We start from the raw sequence: 15,994 nt of genomic DNA, 5'->3' as shown, positions 1-15,994 counted from the left end.
ATTCCTTTGCCTCTGTTCCGCTAAAGACAAGCAAACAACGCCAAAAAGACCAGTGCAAACAACAAACCCGCACCGGAGGCCTGGCACGGGTTCGTTCGAATCATATTGAAATTTCAGCGGTATCAGGCGGCCAGAACTTCCTTGGACGCAACTGTCGAATCGGCATTCAGCCTGTAGATGACCGGAACGCCTGTTGCCAGTTCCTGTGCGATGATCTCTTCACTGGTCAGTCCTTCCAGTGCCATGATGAGGGCACGCAGAGAATTGCCGTGGGCCGCCACCAGAACCGTCTCGCCGCGCAGCACATGCGGCTGCACGTCGTGCAGGTAGTAAGGCCAGACACGGGCACCGGTGTCGCGCAGGCTCTCGCCGCCGGGCGGCGGGACATCATAGGAGCGGCGCCAGATATGCACCTGATCCTCACCCCATTTGGCGCGGGCATCATCCTTGTTGAGGCCCGAGAGATCGCCATAGTCGCGTTCATTCAAAGCTTGGTCGCGGATCGTCTGCAGCGCCGGCTGGCCGACTTCATCGAGAATGTGCTGCAAGGTCACCTGGGCACGCGACAGCACCGATGTGTAGGCGATGTCGAAATGCAGGCCCTTGGCCTTGAGCCGCTGGCCCGCTGCCTTGGCTTCGCTGTGGCCAAGCTCGGTCAGGCCCGGATCGCGCCAGCCGGTAAAGAGATTCTTCAAATTCCATTCGCTCTGGCCATGACGGACAAGGACGAGGGTTCCGGACATTGCAATACTCCTGTTGGACGGGGAAACCGGTTCGGGTAAATCAGGTGTTGAGGCCAAGTACGTCGAGCATCGAATAGAGGCCAGGCTTGCGGCCTTTGCCCCAAAGCGCTGCCTTGACCGCGCCTCGGGCAAAAATCGTGCGGTCTTCGGCATGGTGGGAAAGGGTGATGCGCTCGCCCGGTCCTGCCAAAATGACCGAATGGTCCCCGACGACGGAACCGCCGCGCAGGGATGCAAAGCCAATGGTGCCGTTCTCGCGCGGGCCCGTATGCCCGTCGCGTACCCGCACGCTGTGATCGGCCAGCGAAATGTTGCGCCCTGCGACCGCTGCCTCGCCCAGCAGCAATGCCGTGCCTGAAGGCGCATCGACCTTGTGCTTGTGATGCATTTCGAGAATCTCGATATCGAAATCGTCTGCACCCAGGGCCTTGGCAGCCTGTTTTACCAGTACGCCGAGAAGATTGACGCCGAGGCTCATATTGCCCGACTTGACGATTGCCGCGTGCCGCGCCGCAGCGCGTATTTTGGCATCATCCTCAGGGGAACAGCCCGTTGTTCCGATGACGTGGACAATACGCGCCTGCGCTGCAAGTTCCGCAAACGCGACAGTCGCGGCCGGAGCGGTAAAATCAAGCACACCTTCAACGCCGACGAACACCGAAAGGGCGTCGTCAGTGACAGGAATGCCGAGATGGCCGACACCGGCGATTTCACCTGCATCCTGGCCGATATGCGGTGAACCCGGGCGTTCGATGGCACCGGCCAGGACAGCGCCGTCAATTGCCTGGATCGCACGGATCAATGTCTGGCCCATACGGCCACCGGCACCGACCACGGCAAGCTTCATTGCGGATGTATCGGTCATTCGGCCGTTCCTGTTACTGGCGTGGGCTGCTCTTGGCTGTCATCGATGATGGGCGACTCTTCCTTGCCCTGCAACTGATAGAAGCGCGCATAGATGCCGTTGGGCACGTCGAGCAGGGTTTCGTGCACGCCTTCCTCGACCACGCGTCCGGCTTCCATCACGACGATGTGGTCGGCATTGACGATGGTCGAGAGACGATGCGCGATGACGATGGTCGTGCGTCCCTGCATCACATGTTCCAGTGCCTGCTGGACGCGTTTCTCCGATTCATTGTCGAGGGCTGAGGTGGCCTCGTCGAGCAGGAGAATGGCGGCGTTGCGGACGATGGCGCGGGCAATGGACAGACGCTGGCGCTGGCCGCCGGAGAGCGTAACGCCATTCTCGCCGACCTCGGTGCCGTAACTCTGGGGTTGCTGGCGGATGAACTCATCGGCATTGGCAAGCTTTGCGGCCTCGATCACCTCTTCATCGGTGGCATCAGGACGGCCATAGCGGATATTGTCGGCGATGGTGCCTTCGAACAGATAGGGCTGCTGAGAGACATAGGCGATTGACTGGCGCAGGGACTTCTTGCTGACATAGGCGATATCCTGCCCGTCGATGAGAATGCGCCCGCTGTCGATGTCATAGAAACGCTGGACAAGGCCGATCAGTGTTGATTTGCCCGCACCGGATGCGCCTATGATCGCCGTGGTCTTGCCGGCTTCAGCCTTGAAGCTGATGCCGTGCAGCACAGGTATTTCATTGCCATAGCTGAAGCGTACGTTGTCGAACTGTACTTCGCCGGTTGGCACTGTAATCGGCACCGCCCCGATGCTGTCGGCCTGACGGGGCTCAATGTCGAGTATTTCGAAGAACATGCGCGCATTGACCAGTGACCGCTCCAGCCCCACCTGAACCCGTGCCAGACGGCGGACGGGATCATAGGCCAGCAAGACGGCGGTCATGAAGCCGAACATGGCGCCGGGTGGCTCCATATTGTTGACCGCGCGGTAGCCCGTGTAGATAATCATTGATCCGATGGCGATACCGGCAATCAGTTCCGTAATCGGGGTGGTCCGTTCCGAAACCCGTGCGATCTTGTTGGCACGCTCCTCGGCACGCCTGATCAACTGGCTGATCTTGTTGCGCAACTGGTCTTCCATCGTGAATGCCTTGACGATGGCAATACCCTGTGTTGCCTCTTGCATGGCGCCGAGAAGGTGCGAGTTTACCTGGACGGATTCGCGGTGGATACTGCGCAGGCGCTTGGCCAGATAGCGCACCGTCAGGATGACGGGCGGTCCGATCAGCAGGGCAAAAAGCGACAGGAGCGGATCAAGAATGACCATCGTACTCACCAGCGCAACGAGTGTCGGAATATCCTTGCCGATCGTTGTCACGGTGATGTCCATGAGTTCGCGCACACCCGCAACGTTCTGGTTGATCCGCGCGGCAAGCTGGGCAGAGCGCGTATCATGATAGAAATCGAGGCCGAGCTTCATCAGGTGATCGAAGATCCGGTGCTGATAACGTGCAATGATGTTGTTGCCGATCTTCGCCATGACAACGGATTGGGTATAGGTGGCAACGCCGCGAATGACGAAGGCGAAGAGAATGCCAACGCTGATCGGGATAATCAGTTCTTCGCGTCTCTCATAATAGATCTTGTTGATCACGTCCTTGAAGATATAGGCCACGAATGCCGTTGTGCACGCGACGCCCAGCATCGCCACAATCGCGATGGCATAGGATGATCTGTGATCTCGAAGGTTCTCATTCAAAACGCGTCCGATGACGCGGCGCGCTTCGTTCGGATCGATTTTCTTCTTCTTGGTCTGATCATTCATGACGGACGGCAACTCGTTCGTATCAAGCTTTCAGGCAACGGTTTTGAGTGATCGCGCCTTCTTCAAGCTGACCCTATAACCTTATTGCTCTGCCTTGCCTATCGGTTTTGGCCATCGTTATGAACGGACATGGCAGGTGTTGCGCTTGCGTCCCCACGAAAACCCTAATCCTTGCGCCAGCGGCGGCCTTCAGTCGCCACACCAAACCGGGAGGGCGTGCGCGAGAATGCCGACAGCCCGCTGAGGGCCGCAAGCGGGTGCGTGATGATGTAGACGGGCGTCTCGCTCAGGATTTCGCGGTGCGGCGCCTTGTCCTCGAAGGCCTCGCGGAAAGCCGGGTCCTTGAGCGGTGCAACGATCTTTTGCACGATGCCGCCAGCGAGATAGACACCGCCGCGTGCCATGAATGTCAGTGCGAAATCGCCGGCAAGTCGACCGAGATAGGTGACGAACAGCGACAGGGTTTCCTTCGCTTCGGCAGATTCGCCGGACAGGCCTGCTGCGGTGATATCTGCAGGAGTCTGCAATTTGGCTTCCGTGCCGGCAACTTTGCAGATGGCGCGGTAGATGTTCTGCAAACCGCGGCCGCACAAAAGCTGCTCGCCGGAAATGCGCCCCTCGATATGTTCGATATGCGGGAAAAGCTCGAGATCGCGCGCCGTGCGCGGGCCCATGTCGACGTGGCCGCCTTCGCCGGGAACGGGGACCCAGCTGTTGCGCGAGCGAACCATGCCGGCAACGCCGAGGCCGGTGCCGGGTCCGAGAACCGCACGGCTGCCGTGGGGATCGCCATCACCGCCACCCAGCTTTTCCAGATGCTTCGGTTCAAGCGAGACCACGGCAAGCGCCTGTGCTTCGAAATCATTGAGAACGGTAATGTCGGAAAGACCGAGCGTTTCCATCATCTGGCGCGGCTTGACGACCCAGGCACAATTGGTGAGGTCGATCTCGTCGCCTTCCACCGGTCCGGCGATCGCCAGGACAGCCGAGCGCGGCTGGATGGATGTGTGGTCGAGGATGCCTGTCTGGATGGCCTCGTCGATGGTCTCGAAATCCGCAGTCTGGATGATGGGGAACTCTTTCGGTTCTGCATAGGCATCGACTAGAATGGCAAAGCGCGCATTGGTGCCACCGATATCTCCAACCAGGATCGGAAATTTCATGATGCAATCGGTGTCTGCTGAAGTAACCATAAATTCCGTCCCCAATCTCAATCGTGCTGCGTCATGCTTAACCGTCAATCGGCGCGCAGCAAACCCTTCTTTTGCACAAGAACCTCGGCTGTAGCCCGGTTCAAGGCCATAGGAATGTCGTAGACAATGCCAAGCCGCATCAGTGCCTTCACGTCCACATCGTGCGGCATAGGCGACAGCGGATCGACAAAGAAAATCAGCCCGTCAATCAGGCCTTCGGCGATCAGCGCTCCGATCTGCTGGTCGCCGCCCAGCGGACCGCTCTTGACCCGCGTGATCTGCAGCGACGGGCACGCGCCCTGAATCAGACCGCCGGTCGTCCCCGTAGCCACGATGGAACAGGATGCGAGCAAAGCCTCGTAGGCGCGCGCGAAAGCCACCATGTCATCCTTTTTCTGGTCATGGGCGATCAGCGCGAGGCGGAAAGGCTGTTTCATGGAAGGGCTGCTCTGGATCTTGGCCTTAAATCGATTGAAACCCTATACTCAATTCATGCCCGCCTGAAAAGACCGAAGGCAAAAAAGACCTGAACCGGTGCCGCCTTGCCACTTTTCGGGCGAAGGCGGCGCGTTCTCTGGATACCGGGTCAGTTTGCCTTCGCCCGCTGCTTCGGAAGGGGTATCGCCACCGGCTCATCAGGCAGGTCACTGACTGATGCACCGTTTGCGTCCAGACCATAGGTGACCTGATCGATTGATTGCGGCCCCGGCGCATCCAGGATTTGCGCGCAGGCCTTTGGCAGGTCTGACAGCATCGTGATCCTGGGCTTAACAGGCTTGGTCGGCTCGGGCGCTTTCCGCCATGGTTCATCGGTGAACCACCAGGCCAGTGACTTGTCGCAACCGTCAGATGTGCCGATTGGCTCCTGCGGTTTGCAGTTGGGCGAGCCCGGCTGGCACTTGATACGGACATGGAAGTGATAGAAATGTCCCCAATAGGGGCGGATTTTTGCCATCCAGCTGCGATCACCCTGCACCGTCTCGCAGAGCTTTTTCTTGATGCCCGGATGAACAAAGATGCGCTCAACTTCGGGATAGCCCGCTGCCCGTTTCAAAAGCGCCGCATGAGCGGGCGTCCATTTGTTCGGGTCGACATACAGCGTGTCACCCTTGAGCATGGATTTGGCTTCAACCTTTTCGCGCTGGTCGGTGTTGAAACGGGCTTTCGGCATGGGTGTGAGCCAGATGTCGGCATCGAGACCGACCTGATGCGAGGCGTGACCCGTCAGCATCGGACCGCCGCGCGGCTGCGAGATATCCCCGACAAGCAGTCCCGGCCATCCGTCCTTGGCTGAGGCATCGCGTGACAGCCGCTCCAGCAGGGCAATCATGCGCGGGTGACCCCAATTGCGGTTGCGCGACAGACGCATGACCTGCCAGGTCGGACCATCAACGGGCAGAGCGACGCCACCGGCAAGACAGCCCTTGGCGTAGAAGCCCGCCGATTGCGGAACGCCAAGCGACGGCAGTCTGGCCGCGCCGAACAATTGTTTGGCTGGTCCGTCTTCTGCAAAAACATTTGCCACTCCGGAAAATGACAGGAGCGCCGCAAGCGCAAGCCGCATCAGGCTTCTTGATTTCATGACCGCTGTCCACCAAACGAGAGGCAATTCCTGCAAATTGCTTCAGGAATCCGGGCTTTATGATGGCCAGATTCGCGCGAAAGTCGCAATATGCTGCCGAGGCACCCGCCTTTCCCTGATTCGAATGAAAGCGTTTATCATGAAAGCAGTCGTCTTCGAGCAATTCGGCCAAGCACCGTCCATTCAGACGGTCGCCGATCCGGCACCGGCGCTGGCGGGTGTGGTCATCAAGGTCGAAGCGACGGGCCTGTGCCGCAGTGATTGGCATGGCTGGATGGGGCATGACCCTGATATTCAGCTACCGCATGTGCCCGGTCACGAGCTTGCGGGAACCATTCAGGCCATCGGCAGGCACGTGACCCAATGGAAGATCGGTGACCGGGTCACCGTGCCGTTTGTCGGCGGGTGCGGGCATTGTTTCGAGTGCAATTCCGGCAACCATCAGGTCTGCGAACATCAGTTCCAGCCGGGATTTACCGCATGGGGTTCCTTTGCCGAATATGTCGCCGTGGATTTCGCCGATACCAATCTGGTCGGTTTGCCCGATACGCTGGATTTCGCCACGGCAGCAAGTCTCGGTTGCCGGTTTGTTACATCATTTCGGGCGGTGGTGGATCAGGCCAGGGTGAAACCCGGCGAATGGGTGGCTGTACACGGTTGCGGCGGTGTCGGTCTGTCCGCGATCATGATTGCGACGGCCATGGGTGCCAATGTCATTGCGATCGATCTCACCGAGGAAAAGCTCGCCTTTGCGCGCGCGCTCGGTGCCGTTGCGACCGTGAATGGTTCCGGCCAGAAGGATATCGTCGGCGCCGTAAAGGAACTCACCAAGGGTGGAGCCCATGTGTCGATCGATGCGCTGGGCCATCCGTCGACCTGCTTCAATTCAATCGCCAATCTGCGTCGCCGCGGCCGTCACGTGCAGGTGGGCCTGATGCTGGGCGAGCACGCCAGGGCGCCAATACCAATGGACAAGGTTATCGCCTATGAACTGGAAATCCTTGGCAGCCACGGCATGCAGGCTTTTCGCTACAAGGCTTTGATGGACATGCTGGCGAACGGCAGGCTTGCGCCGCAAAAGCTCATCGGAAAGCACCTCGCTCTCAATGAAGCGCCCGCAGCACTCATGGCCATGGACCGGTTCGAGGGAACCGGCATCAGTGTGGTAACGCAATTCTAGAAAGACTTTTGACTAGCGCCAACTTCCGTCGCGCCACATCGTTGAAAAAGCTGTTCCATAATCAGGATAGCGGAAGGCAAAGCCAAGCTTCTTGAGACGTGCGTTGGAGACACGCTTGTTCTCGCCATAGAACGAGCGCGCCATCGGTGTAAGCTCGGCGGTCTCGAAATGCGATTCCGCGGGCGGCTCGATGCCCATCAACTCTGCCGCATAGGCAACCACATCCTGCGGTGGTGCCGGTTCGTCATCGGTCACGTTGAACACACCGGCCTCATTGCGTTCTGCCAGGAAACGCAGGGCCCCGGCGATATCATCCACATGAATACGGTTGAACACCTGCCCTGCCTTGTTGAGCCGCCGCGCGGTACCATTGGCAAGGTTGACGAATGCATTGCGGCCCGGCCCGTAAATACCGCCGAGCCGTAGAACCGCCAGCGGCACCCGGTGCTCATCAGCAAGTTTCTGCCAATCCTGCTCCGCATCGACCCTTTCGACGGAGCGGGCCGAAACCGGATGGCAGGGCGTGGTTTCATCGACCCAGGCGCCGCCGTAGTCACCATAAACGCCGACCGTGGAAAGATAGCCGATCCATTTGAGTTTCGGCATGCCGGAGCGGATCGTATCACCGAACTGCGCATAGACGGGATCGCCGGTCTGGCCCGGTGAAGTGGAAATGACAATATGAGTCACGTCTTCCAGTGCGCTGACGATTTCCTGCGAGGCATGGGTGCCCTGAAACAGGAACGGGGTAATGCCATCCTGTTTGAGCGCCGCAAGCTTGTCGCTGTCGCGCGTGGTTCCGCCGATGAAATCCGTGGTGTCAGCCATGATCCGGGCAAAAGCGCGGGCTGAATAACCGGCCCCGAAGAGAAAAATCCGCATCATTGTTTCTTTCCTGCATTGCGCCATTCAGTCAGTACACTGGCATCACTTTCCTGCGCAGCATAGCGTATTTGCAGAGTAGCAAAATGCTCCGTATCGACAAGCTCTCCAAGCGCCCAGATGGCGGCGCCGCGCACGACGGGTGCCGGATCGTCGAGATGTCCTTCGATCAATGCAACCAGATTGGCTTGTCCCGAGTTGCCGCAGGCGATCAGCACATTGCGCATGAAGCGATCTCGCCCGATACGTTTGATCGGTGAGCCGGAGAAGAGGGCGCGAAAGCCGGGGTCGTCAAGCGTCAGAAATGTTGCAAGGTCGGGTGCCTTCAGATCGTCCCGTGCCTGCAGCTTTGCTTCCCGCGCTGTCTCGGCGAATTTGTTCCAAGGGCAGATCGCAAGGCAATCGTCGCAGCCGTAGATGCGGTTGCCCATGGCCTTGCGGAATTCGAACGCAATCGGTTCTTTGTGCTCGATGGTCAGGTACGAGATGCAACGCCGTGCGTCCAGTTGATAGGGTGCCGGAAAGGCATTGGTCGGACAGATATCCAGACAGGCCTGGCAGGACCCGCAATGATCGACATCCCGCCCATCCGCTTCGAGTTCTGCTGTGGTGAAGATCGTGCCCAGAAACAGCCAGGAACCATGGCTGCGGCTGACAAGATTGGTGTGTTTGCCCTGCCAGCCAAGCCCGGCTGCCTCGGCGAGCGGCTTTTCCATCACGGGTGCCGTGTCAACGAAGACCTTGACGCTCTCCCCCGCCATTCGGGAGGTGAGACGGCTGGCGACACCCTTCAGCTTGCCCTTGATGATGTCGTGATAATCGCGGTTCTGCGCATAGACAGAGATGGCCGCCTTGTCCTTCCGGGACAGGATGGCCAGAGGATTGCTGTCTGGTCCGTAGTTCATGGCAAGGACGATGATGGAACGGACGTCGGGCCATAATGTTTCGGGATTAGCGCGCCGCTCCGCCGTTTCCTCCATCCACGCCATGCTGGCGTGGCGGCCTTTCTCCAGATACTGGCGCAAGCGCTCTTCTGCAAGCGGAATGGCATCCGGCCGCGTGATGGCGACAAGATCAAAGCCCGCTGCGCGGGCCTCTTCAAGTATGAATTCCTTCAGCCGATGGGACGGCGCTTTTGGCCCTGGACGAGTCGCGGCTTTCGAATCCGCGGGCAGCATCAGAAGTCCAGATCGCCGTAATGGGATGATGGCGGCAGGCCGCGTACGCGGTCCGAGAGCAGCGGCCGGAAAGACGGGCGCGATTTCATCCGGGTGTACCAGTCCCGTGCGGCCTTGTATTCCGCCCACTTTATCTCACCGAGATAATCAAGGATGGAAATCGAGGCAGCCGCAGCCATATCGGCATAGCTTGGTGTTGGGCCAGCCAGCCAGTTGCGGGTAGCGGTGAGCCAGTCGATATATTTCATGTGCTGGGTAATGTTTGCTCGGGCTGCACGGATAGCGGTGGAATCCGGTGCGCCGCCGCCCTGTTCGGCGGTCATGTGCAGTTTGAAAATGCGCTCGCGCGCCATATGCCGCGTCACTTCATTTTCAAACTTGATCAGGAACCAGTCGACCAGACGGCGCACTTCGGCGCGGTTAAGCGAATCCTCCGGAAACAGGCGGCGGCTGCGCTTCAAAGCGCCGCGAGTCTCGTCGATATATTCGGATATCACCGTGGCACCGGCAACGGGAACATCCCCTTCCGCCAGAAGAACGGGCAGCGTGCCAGCCGGGTTGAGCGCCAGAAACTCCTTGCGCCTCGACCAGCTGTTTTCCTCGATCAGCTCAACTTCAATATCGTATTCGTTGAGGATAAGCCGGGCATAGCGCGAACCGGTGGACATCGGATGATGAAAAAGCGTCAACATGGCAGGTGTTTCATAAATCTTTCGAACTGGCATTTTATCAGGGGGCAGCGTATTGCTCGGCTGCCTTGAGTCTATGCCAAACCTATAGGCGTAACCGCGGCGTGAGACAAGCAAACAGCGCGTGATCATCCGGACCGGGATCACCATGGAAAGTTATAATCATGGAATCACAGACAATTGTCGAAGCCCTTTTTCTCGGATTGCTGGAAGGGTTAACAGAGTTTATACCGGTCTCCTCCACGGGCCATTTGCTGCTCGCCGGTCATTTCCTCGGCTTTGAATCCAACGGCAAGACATTCGAGGTTCTGATCCAGCTCGGCGCTATCCTCGCCATCTTGACCGTGTATTTCGGCCGCCTTCTGAAAATTGCCCGGGATTTGCCCAGTGATGCGCGCACGCGGCGTTTTGTTGTGGGCGTGCTGGTCGCATTTCTTCCCGCCGTCGTCATTGGTATCTTTGCCCACGGCTTCATCAAGACCGTGCTGTTTGAATCACCCATGCTGATCTGCGTCATGCTGATCATCGGCGGTATCATCCTGCTCTGGGTCGACCGGCTCGACCTGAAGCCGCGTTATACCAATGTGATGGATTTTCCGCTGTCGCTGTGCCTGAAGATCGGTTTTATCCAGTGCCTCGCCATGATCCCGGGAACATCCCGTTCCGGCTCGACCATCGTCGGCGCGCTTCTGCTCGGCACGGACAAGCGCTCCGCCGCTGAATTCTCGTTCTTTCTGGCCATGCCGACCATGGCGGGAGCCTTCGCCTATGATCTCTTCAAGAACCGCGATGTTCTGACCTTCAACGATGCATCCCTGATCGCAATTGGCTTTGTTGCGGCCTTTATCTCAGGTGTGTTTGTCGTGCGCTATCTTCTGGACTACGTCTCGCGCCACGGGTTTGCTTTGTTTGCCTACTGGCGGGTGATTGTCGGCACAATCGGCCTCATTGCCCTCATCCTGGCGAAGTAGGACAAAAAATACCCCGGCCTTGACCGGGGTTTCCTTTTTGAGCCAGTACTGCCGAAATCAGGCGGGTTTCTGGCTCGAATACTGTCCCTGCACACGGAAGCGCCAGAGATAGGAGGGCAGGATCGTCTCGATCGTTTGCGGCTGAATGCCCAGGCCTTCCAATGTGCGATGTTCTTTCTTTGCCGCTTCGGACACTACCGAGTCCTTCTGTAAAAGGATCACCTGATCCTTTGTCAGAAGCGGCTTTGGCAGAAGGCCAAGAATGGAGCCCTGAAGTTTGGCAACCCACCACGGAATGGAGATCAGCAGGCGTTTGCGCCCGATGACACGCAGGGTTTCCTGCATGCACTGGCGGAACGTCAATACTTCTGCACCACCCAGTTCATAAACCTCGCCGGATTTCAGCGAGCCGTCGACCGAGCGGGCAAAAACCTCTGCCAGGTCGCCGACGTAAACAGGCTGGAACCGGGTCTTGCCGCCGCCGATCAGCGGCAGGAAGGGCGAGATGCGCGCCATGCCGGCAAATCGGTTGAAGAAATCGTCTTCAGGTCCGAATACGACGGACGGGCGGATGATCACCGTATCAGGCAGTGTCTCGTGTACGGCTGCTTCAGCCCGGCCTTTGGTGCTGGCATACAGCGAAGCAGAATGGGCGTCGGCACCGAGTGCGGACATGTGCGTCAGCGGAACACCGGCAGCGCGGGCGGCTTCTGCTACGGCGCGGGAGCCGAACTCATGCACTGTGCTGAAGCGCTGGGCGCCGCTTTCATAGGCAATGCCGACGAGATTGATGACGTGGTCCGAACCCGCAACAGCCCGGTCGATTGACCAGCGGTAGCGCAGATTGGCCTGAACCGCCTGAATCTGGCCTACGCCGCCCAAAGGCTGCAAATGAAAGGCAAGATCGGGCCGGCGGACGGCAACGCGAACGCGGTAACCGCGTTTGGTCAGGGCCCGCACAACGTGACGACCGACAAAACCCGAGCCTCCGAAAATCGTGACAAGTTTTGGCTTCGTGATTGTCATCAGGCACTCCTATGGAAATCGTCCTATATTCCCTTGCTGTTTAAAGCCTTTTGCTGCGAAGGCAAAGAGTTGATCGACAGCAGGTCTCGCGGCGCGTTGCCGCGCTTCACCGGGGGATGGCGATCACCAGCCGCATGCAGCAGCATAATCCGCAAGCACGCGATCGATAGCGGCGATCAGGATAGCCTCCGGATTGCTCCGGTCCGCCGGACGAACAGGAAGACCAGGCAGGAACTGCCGCAGCAGGGTTTCCGGGATGTCGCGGCCGTTGAGCGCGGTCATCAGAGTATTGACCGCAGCAACGGCCTCAGGTTCGGTCCAGTAGTAGCGGATGCGGTCGCTGTAGCTGTAATGACGCTGAACATGGAGGGTGTCATCTGCTCCATGATAGTGTGATGCCCAATGCCCCGGCTTTTCCAGCATGAGACGCTCCAAGGCGTGGGCGAGCGAGCGTTCACCATAAGTCTCGTCCAGTTCCGACGCGATCAGGTCGAGGCCGTAAAGAGCTTCGCGCAACGCAAAGGTCAGGCCGGGTCCGACTTTGAGGATCGGGAATCCGTCGCGCACAAGTGCGGAAAGCGATTCGACGGTCTGGTAGTCGGTGGAATGGGCTTCGAATACGAATTGCGGCTCGCTATCGAGCAGTTTTGTCAGGGCGACTGCCTGCTCAGGCCTGTACTCGACAACATTTTCGTTGCCGAACTCGACGCCGGGCTGGACGACAATTCCAATGACACGGTCAAAGGCATCCTGAAGCCCTTCGCTGGCAAACCGTGCCCGGTGCACCGCAATCGTGTGCCGTGCCGCATCGGGACCGGTTGGCGTAACCTCGGTGAGTTCATGATCGGCGCCGCCGGGAACAGGCACTTCCGTACCGATGATATAGTTCGGCAGGGCAAAACCGCTTGCCTTCGCGGCCCGCTCGGCTGCCTTGGCGAGCAGTGCGGCGCGCTTGGCTGTTACGTCATCATCAAGGGCAGGCGGTTCGCCGGCGCAGCCCATGCTGGCATCCAGATGAATCTTGGTGAAACCGGCCTGGATATAATCGATGACCATGGCTTCCGCTTTGGCCATGGCCTCTTCGGCGGGCAGCTGGCGCCATGGATTGGGACCAAGATGATCTCCGCCGAAAATCAACCTGTCACGGTCAAAGTCTTCTTCCCGGGCAATCGCTTCGACAAAGACGACAAAATCGACCGGCGTCATGCCCGTGTAGCCGCCGTATTGATTGACCTGATTGCATGTCGCCTCGATGAGCACGATCTGCCCATGCAGCTTGCCGCGCCGCAACGCTGCCCTGATCACAAGCGGATGGGCAGAACATACCGACGTAACGCCGGCATTCTCGCTACGCCGGTGCGCGCTGGCCAATTGGGAGAGGGATTTGAACATGCTTATTTCCTTGGTGTCGCGGCAATGAACTGGTCGAGCTCCCGAAAGGTTGAGGTGCCTTCCATGGGGCCGCGATAAGTAACATTGCGGGCGCCGGCGGCATTGGCATAGTCGAGTGCTTGTTCCGCTGAATGGCCAAGACGGCGGCAGGTAAGATATGTGGCGCCAAAGCAGTCGCCCGCGCCGGTCGGATCGACTTCATCGACAATGAACGCCGGGCGACTGATGCTGCCCGTCTTTGTAACGAGCGCGGAGCCCTTCTGGCCCCGTTTCATCACGATTTCAGATATGCCGGAAGCCAGGAGCTTTCCGATCGCTTCACTTTCCGAGGATGCGGGGCAGGCAACAAAGAGTTCATCGCCCGATGGCAGGAGCAGGTCTGTTGCTTTGAGAAGAGTCGCGAATTGGCGTCCTGTCTCTTCACCGGCGGCCAGTTCCTTGCGCATATTGGGGTCGACAGAGAGCGTGCCGCCACGCTTCTTGATGTCCTGCAAAGCGAAATTGATTATGGGCCATACGGCGGGAATTGACAGTGCAGAACCCATCACATGCAGATGGCCGGCGCGCGTGATCAGAGACTTGGCTGCATCCGTCAGTTTGATTTCGCCAGCGGCGCTGCGGGCGATATTGTAGACAAAATCCCGCGTGCCATCGTTCGCATAGCGCACGAAGGCACTCCCCGTCGGAAAATCGGGGCTGACGGCAATCGCCGATACATCCGCACCGTCATCGCGCAGGCGTTCGACATTCAGGCGTCCAAAATCATCATTGCCAACAGCGGCAATGATACCGGCCTGTGCACCGAGTTTGGCCACCTGATCGATAAAGATAGCCGGCGCACCACTGGGAAAAGGCCCGATCAACGGCTGCGCATCGAGAAAACCCTTGCCGATCGTGGTTGCCATGATCTCGACGAGGATCTCGCCAACGGTGATGGTCGGGCCGAGGTTTTCGGGGGCCAGAGAAGAGGTCATGTCGATATCTGCCTGTTGTCTCGCGCTTGAAACGTCAATACGCTCGGCACAAACTGATAAGCTCTATTATTTCCGTGTCAACAAATAAATCTTTACGCGCGACAAGTTTTGACTGAGTGGTTGTATCGGCTAACCCGAGGGTCAGGCGGACATGCGCAGCATGATTTCTGCATTCAGTAAGATTCGCTCATTGGCGGGCAGCTCGAATTTTGAATCCTGGTGTTCACCGAGCTTGTGAAACAACAGGGCAGCGGCGAGCCTGCCGATTTCATTGTAGTTCTGGGCGACGGTCGTCAGGGGCGGACACATATAGCGTGAGAGGGGTTGGTCGTCATGGCCGGCGACACGCAAAGCGCAATCATCACCGCGCCCGACTTTCACGCCGAGCTGAAAGGCCGCGGCGATCACGCCGAATGCCACACGGTCGTTGGCGCAAAGCACTGTTTTGGTTGGAAAGCCGCCATTGCGCAGAATCTGGATCGTTGCGTCGAAAGCGGATTTCTCAAAATCCCAGTCGGCGGCCTGCTCCACTTCGATGATCCGCGGTTCGAGGCTGAGGCTCTCCATCGCCTCGCTATAGGCTTCACGCCGTTCAAACGCATTGCTGTTGACAGGCGGCATACCGAAATAGCAGGGCGCATCGCCGGAGCGTGTGAGGTAATCGACAATGAGCTGGAAGCTTTGCCGATTATTGGTCCCGACAAAGGGCGAGACCGTATCCAACGGAGAGTCCACATAGATCATCGGGATCGACTCGCCGAGCTTCAACAGCTTTTCCTGATGCGACTGCACGCCAAGCGGTGCGATGATCGAGCCGGCAACATTCATCGACTTGAATGTTTCGATTGCGCGTTCTTCGAGCTCCGGTTTGCCGTCGGAACTGAGAACAAAGGCGAGATAACCCGCCTGTTCGGCAATGCCCTCGATACGGCGGGTGAGGGCTGTGTAGAACGGATCCGTCGAATTCGGGATGATGATCCCGAGGATATTGGTGCGGCGGCGATTGAGATTGACCGCGAAAATATTGGGGCGGAAGCCGGATTGCTTGACGGCGGCCTCGATGATCTCACGGGTCTTCTTGCGTACGGAATTGGGGTCGTTGAAGTATTTCGATACGGTTGGCCGTGACAGTCCCACGAACGCGGAAAAGTCTTCCATTGTTCTGATTGTCTTTTTCACCGCGTATATTCCTTTCACGATCGTTCCGTCTCTTCGCATAACGTCGTCGTGCCCTTGAAGAAATTGTCGCAGGACAATTCACAGCCATTGCTACTTGATACTTGGGCTATCGTCACCCATGATTGATTCACGACAGCGCGGTCAACCAAAATTTACAGTTCTCTCGCATGCGTTAAAATCCGGATTAATCCGCAGCAATTCTTCGTTTCTGTTCGCTTCTGAATGATTTTCAACGAATGAAACAAGATCCTGTTCCTTCCTATGTCACATTTGCGGGCCCGTAACCATGATACCAATTGTTGGCTTGTTGC

15 protein-coding genes are annotated in these 15,994 nt (G+C 58.2%); 2 read left to right on the top strand and 13 right to left on the bottom strand.

The features are described from left to right. Positions 1 to 122 precede the first annotated feature (122 nt). The 6 genes from FHW16_RS07125 to mepA form a co-directional block, all read right to left on the bottom strand. Complete coding sequence (locus FHW16_RS07125; RefSeq protein ID WP_182548392.1) at positions 123 to 743, bottom strand: 2,3-bisphosphoglycerate-dependent phosphoglycerate mutase; 621 nt, start codon at positions 741 to 743, stop codon at positions 123 to 125. Positions 744 to 783: 40 nt separating this feature from the next. Next, the gene (dapB, locus tag FHW16_RS07120) at positions 784 to 1,608 is read right to left on the bottom strand and encodes a 4-hydroxy-tetrahydrodipicolinate reductase (protein ID WP_246711630.1); all 825 of its coding nucleotides are present in this window, start codon (positions 1,606 to 1,608) and stop codon (positions 784 to 786) included. Continuing rightward, entirely contained in the window at positions 1,605 to 3,437 is a 1,833-nt protein-coding gene (locus tag FHW16_RS07115; protein ID WP_182548391.1) for an ABC transporter ATP-binding protein, read from the bottom strand. Before FHW16_RS07115 ends, dapB begins: the two co-directional genes overlap by 4 nt. Positions 3,438 to 3,601: 164 nt before the next feature. Further along, a complete protein-coding gene (locus FHW16_RS07110; protein ID WP_182548390.1) occupies positions 3,602 to 4,630 on the bottom strand; it encodes a glucokinase in 1,029 nt (342 codons plus the stop codon). Between the two features lie 44 nt (positions 4,631 to 4,674). Further along, complete coding sequence (locus tag FHW16_RS07105) at positions 4,675 to 5,067, bottom strand: methylglyoxal synthase (protein ID WP_182548389.1); 393 nt, start codon at positions 5,065 to 5,067, stop codon at positions 4,675 to 4,677. A gap of 149 nt (positions 5,068 to 5,216) precedes the next feature. Further along, positions 5,217 to 6,212, bottom strand: a complete 996-nt coding sequence (mepA, locus tag FHW16_RS07100; RefSeq protein ID WP_182548388.1) for a penicillin-insensitive murein endopeptidase — start codon at positions 6,210 to 6,212, stop codon at positions 5,217 to 5,219. A 139-nt stretch (positions 6,213 to 6,351) separates the two neighbouring features. Here mepA and FHW16_RS07095 point away from each other — a divergent pair, with 139 nt between their 5' ends. Then, positions 6,352 to 7,392, top strand: coding sequence for a zinc-dependent alcohol dehydrogenase family protein (locus FHW16_RS07095; RefSeq protein WP_182548387.1), 1,041 nt, complete (start codon positions 6,352 to 6,354; stop codon positions 7,390 to 7,392). Between the two features lie 12 nt (positions 7,393 to 7,404). Here the strand turns inward: FHW16_RS07095 and FHW16_RS07090 are convergent, their stop codons facing one another. From FHW16_RS07090 to FHW16_RS07080, 3 genes are read right to left on the bottom strand one after another with little or no spacing between them, the layout of a single operon-like run. Further along, positions 7,405 to 8,274: an SDR family oxidoreductase gene (locus tag FHW16_RS07090; RefSeq protein WP_182548962.1), complete on the bottom strand. Its 870-nt coding sequence runs from the start codon at positions 8,272 to 8,274 to the stop codon at positions 7,405 to 7,407. After that, positions 8,274 to 9,452 carry a tRNA epoxyqueuosine(34) reductase QueG gene (gene queG / locus FHW16_RS07085; protein WP_182548386.1) on the bottom strand — a complete coding sequence of 393 codons (1,179 nt, stop codon included), beginning with the start codon at positions 9,450 to 9,452 and terminating at the stop codon, positions 8,274 to 8,276. Before queG ends, FHW16_RS07090 begins: the two co-directional genes overlap by 1 nt. After that, the gene (locus FHW16_RS07080; RefSeq protein WP_112523090.1) at positions 9,452 to 10,144 is read right to left on the bottom strand and encodes a glutathione S-transferase family protein; all 693 of its coding nucleotides are present in this window, start codon (positions 10,142 to 10,144) and stop codon (positions 9,452 to 9,454) included. Before FHW16_RS07080 ends, queG begins: the two co-directional genes overlap by 1 nt. 161 nt (positions 10,145 to 10,305) lie before the next feature. Here FHW16_RS07080 and FHW16_RS07075 point away from each other — a divergent pair, with 161 nt between their 5' ends. Next, positions 10,306 to 11,112: an undecaprenyl-diphosphate phosphatase gene (locus FHW16_RS07075; RefSeq protein WP_182548385.1), complete on the top strand. Its 807-nt coding sequence runs from the start codon at positions 10,306 to 10,308 to the stop codon at positions 11,110 to 11,112. Positions 11,113 to 11,169: 57 nt separating this feature from the next. On the opposite strand, the gene FHW16_RS07070 is transcribed toward FHW16_RS07075, so the two are convergent. The 4 genes from FHW16_RS07070 to FHW16_RS07055 form a co-directional block, all read right to left on the bottom strand. After that, entirely contained in the window at positions 11,170 to 12,138 is a 969-nt protein-coding gene (locus FHW16_RS07070; protein ID WP_182548384.1) for a complex I NDUFA9 subunit family protein, read from the bottom strand. Positions 12,139 to 12,261: 123 nt separating this feature from the next. Beyond that, positions 12,262 to 13,530 (bottom strand): D-tagatose-bisphosphate aldolase, class II, non-catalytic subunit, encoded by a 1,269-nt coding sequence (locus FHW16_RS07065; RefSeq protein ID WP_182548383.1) that lies wholly within the window; start codon positions 13,528 to 13,530, stop codon positions 12,262 to 12,264. Between the two features lie 2 nt (positions 13,531 to 13,532). Then, complete coding sequence (locus FHW16_RS07060; protein WP_182548382.1) at positions 13,533 to 14,504, bottom strand: tagatose kinase; 972 nt, start codon at positions 14,502 to 14,504, stop codon at positions 13,533 to 13,535. Positions 14,505 to 14,645: 141 nt separating this feature from the next. Beyond that, positions 14,646 to 15,722 (bottom strand): LacI family DNA-binding transcriptional regulator, encoded by a 1,077-nt coding sequence (locus FHW16_RS07055; RefSeq protein WP_348643859.1) that lies wholly within the window; start codon positions 15,720 to 15,722, stop codon positions 14,646 to 14,648. Positions 15,723 to 15,994: the final 272 nt, after the last annotated feature.

The organism is Phyllobacterium myrsinacearum, from assembly GCF_014138285.1.
GTDB lineage: Bacteria > Pseudomonadota > Alphaproteobacteria > Rhizobiales > Rhizobiaceae > Phyllobacterium > Phyllobacterium myrsinacearum_A.
Note: the sequence above shows the minus strand (reverse complement) of the source record. Positions and strands in the feature narration are given on the sequence as shown.

Coding starts and splice junctions, on each gene's coding strand:
- FHW16_RS07125 (WP_182548392.1), bottom strand. CDS start 743: ATGTCCGGAACCCTCGTCCTTGTCCGTCATGGCCAGAGCGAATGGAAT.
- dapB (WP_246711630.1), bottom strand. CDS start 1,608: ATGACCGATACATCCGCAATGAAGCTTGCCGTGGTCGGTGCCGGTGGC.
- FHW16_RS07115 (WP_182548391.1), bottom strand. CDS start 3,437: ATGAATGATCAGACCAAGAAGAAGAAAATCGATCCGAACGAAGCGCGC.
- FHW16_RS07110 (WP_182548390.1), bottom strand. CDS start 4,630: ATGGTTACTTCAGCAGACACCGATTGCATCATGAAATTTCCGATCCTG.
- FHW16_RS07105 (WP_182548389.1), bottom strand. CDS start 5,067: ATGAAACAGCCTTTCCGCCTCGCGCTGATCGCCCATGACCAGAAAAAG.
- mepA (WP_182548388.1), bottom strand. CDS start 6,212: ATGAAATCAAGAAGCCTGATGCGGCTTGCGCTTGCGGCGCTCCTGTCA.
- FHW16_RS07095 (WP_182548387.1), top strand. CDS start 6,352: ATGAAAGCAGTCGTCTTCGAGCAATTCGGCCAAGCACCGTCCATTCAG.
- FHW16_RS07090 (WP_182548962.1), bottom strand. CDS start 8,274: ATGCGGATTTTTCTCTTCGGGGCCGGTTATTCAGCCCGCGCTTTTGCC.
- queG (WP_182548386.1), bottom strand. CDS start 9,452: ATGCTGCCCGCGGATTCGAAAGCCGCGACTCGTCCAGGGCCAAAAGCG.
- FHW16_RS07080 (WP_112523090.1), bottom strand. CDS start 10,144: ATGTTGACGCTTTTTCATCATCCGATGTCCACCGGTTCGCGCTATGCC.
- FHW16_RS07075 (WP_182548385.1), top strand. CDS start 10,306: ATGGAATCACAGACAATTGTCGAAGCCCTTTTTCTCGGATTGCTGGAA.
- FHW16_RS07070 (WP_182548384.1), bottom strand. CDS start 12,138: ATGACAATCACGAAGCCAAAACTTGTCACGATTTTCGGAGGCTCGGGT.
- FHW16_RS07065 (WP_182548383.1), bottom strand. CDS start 13,530: ATGTTCAAATCCCTCTCCCAATTGGCCAGCGCGCACCGGCGTAGCGAG.
- FHW16_RS07060 (WP_182548382.1), bottom strand. CDS start 14,504: ATGACCTCTTCTCTGGCCCCCGAAAACCTCGGCCCGACCATCACCGTT.
- FHW16_RS07055 (WP_348643859.1), bottom strand. CDS start 15,722: ATGCGAAGAGACGGAACGATCGTGAAAGGAATATACGCGGTGAAAAAG.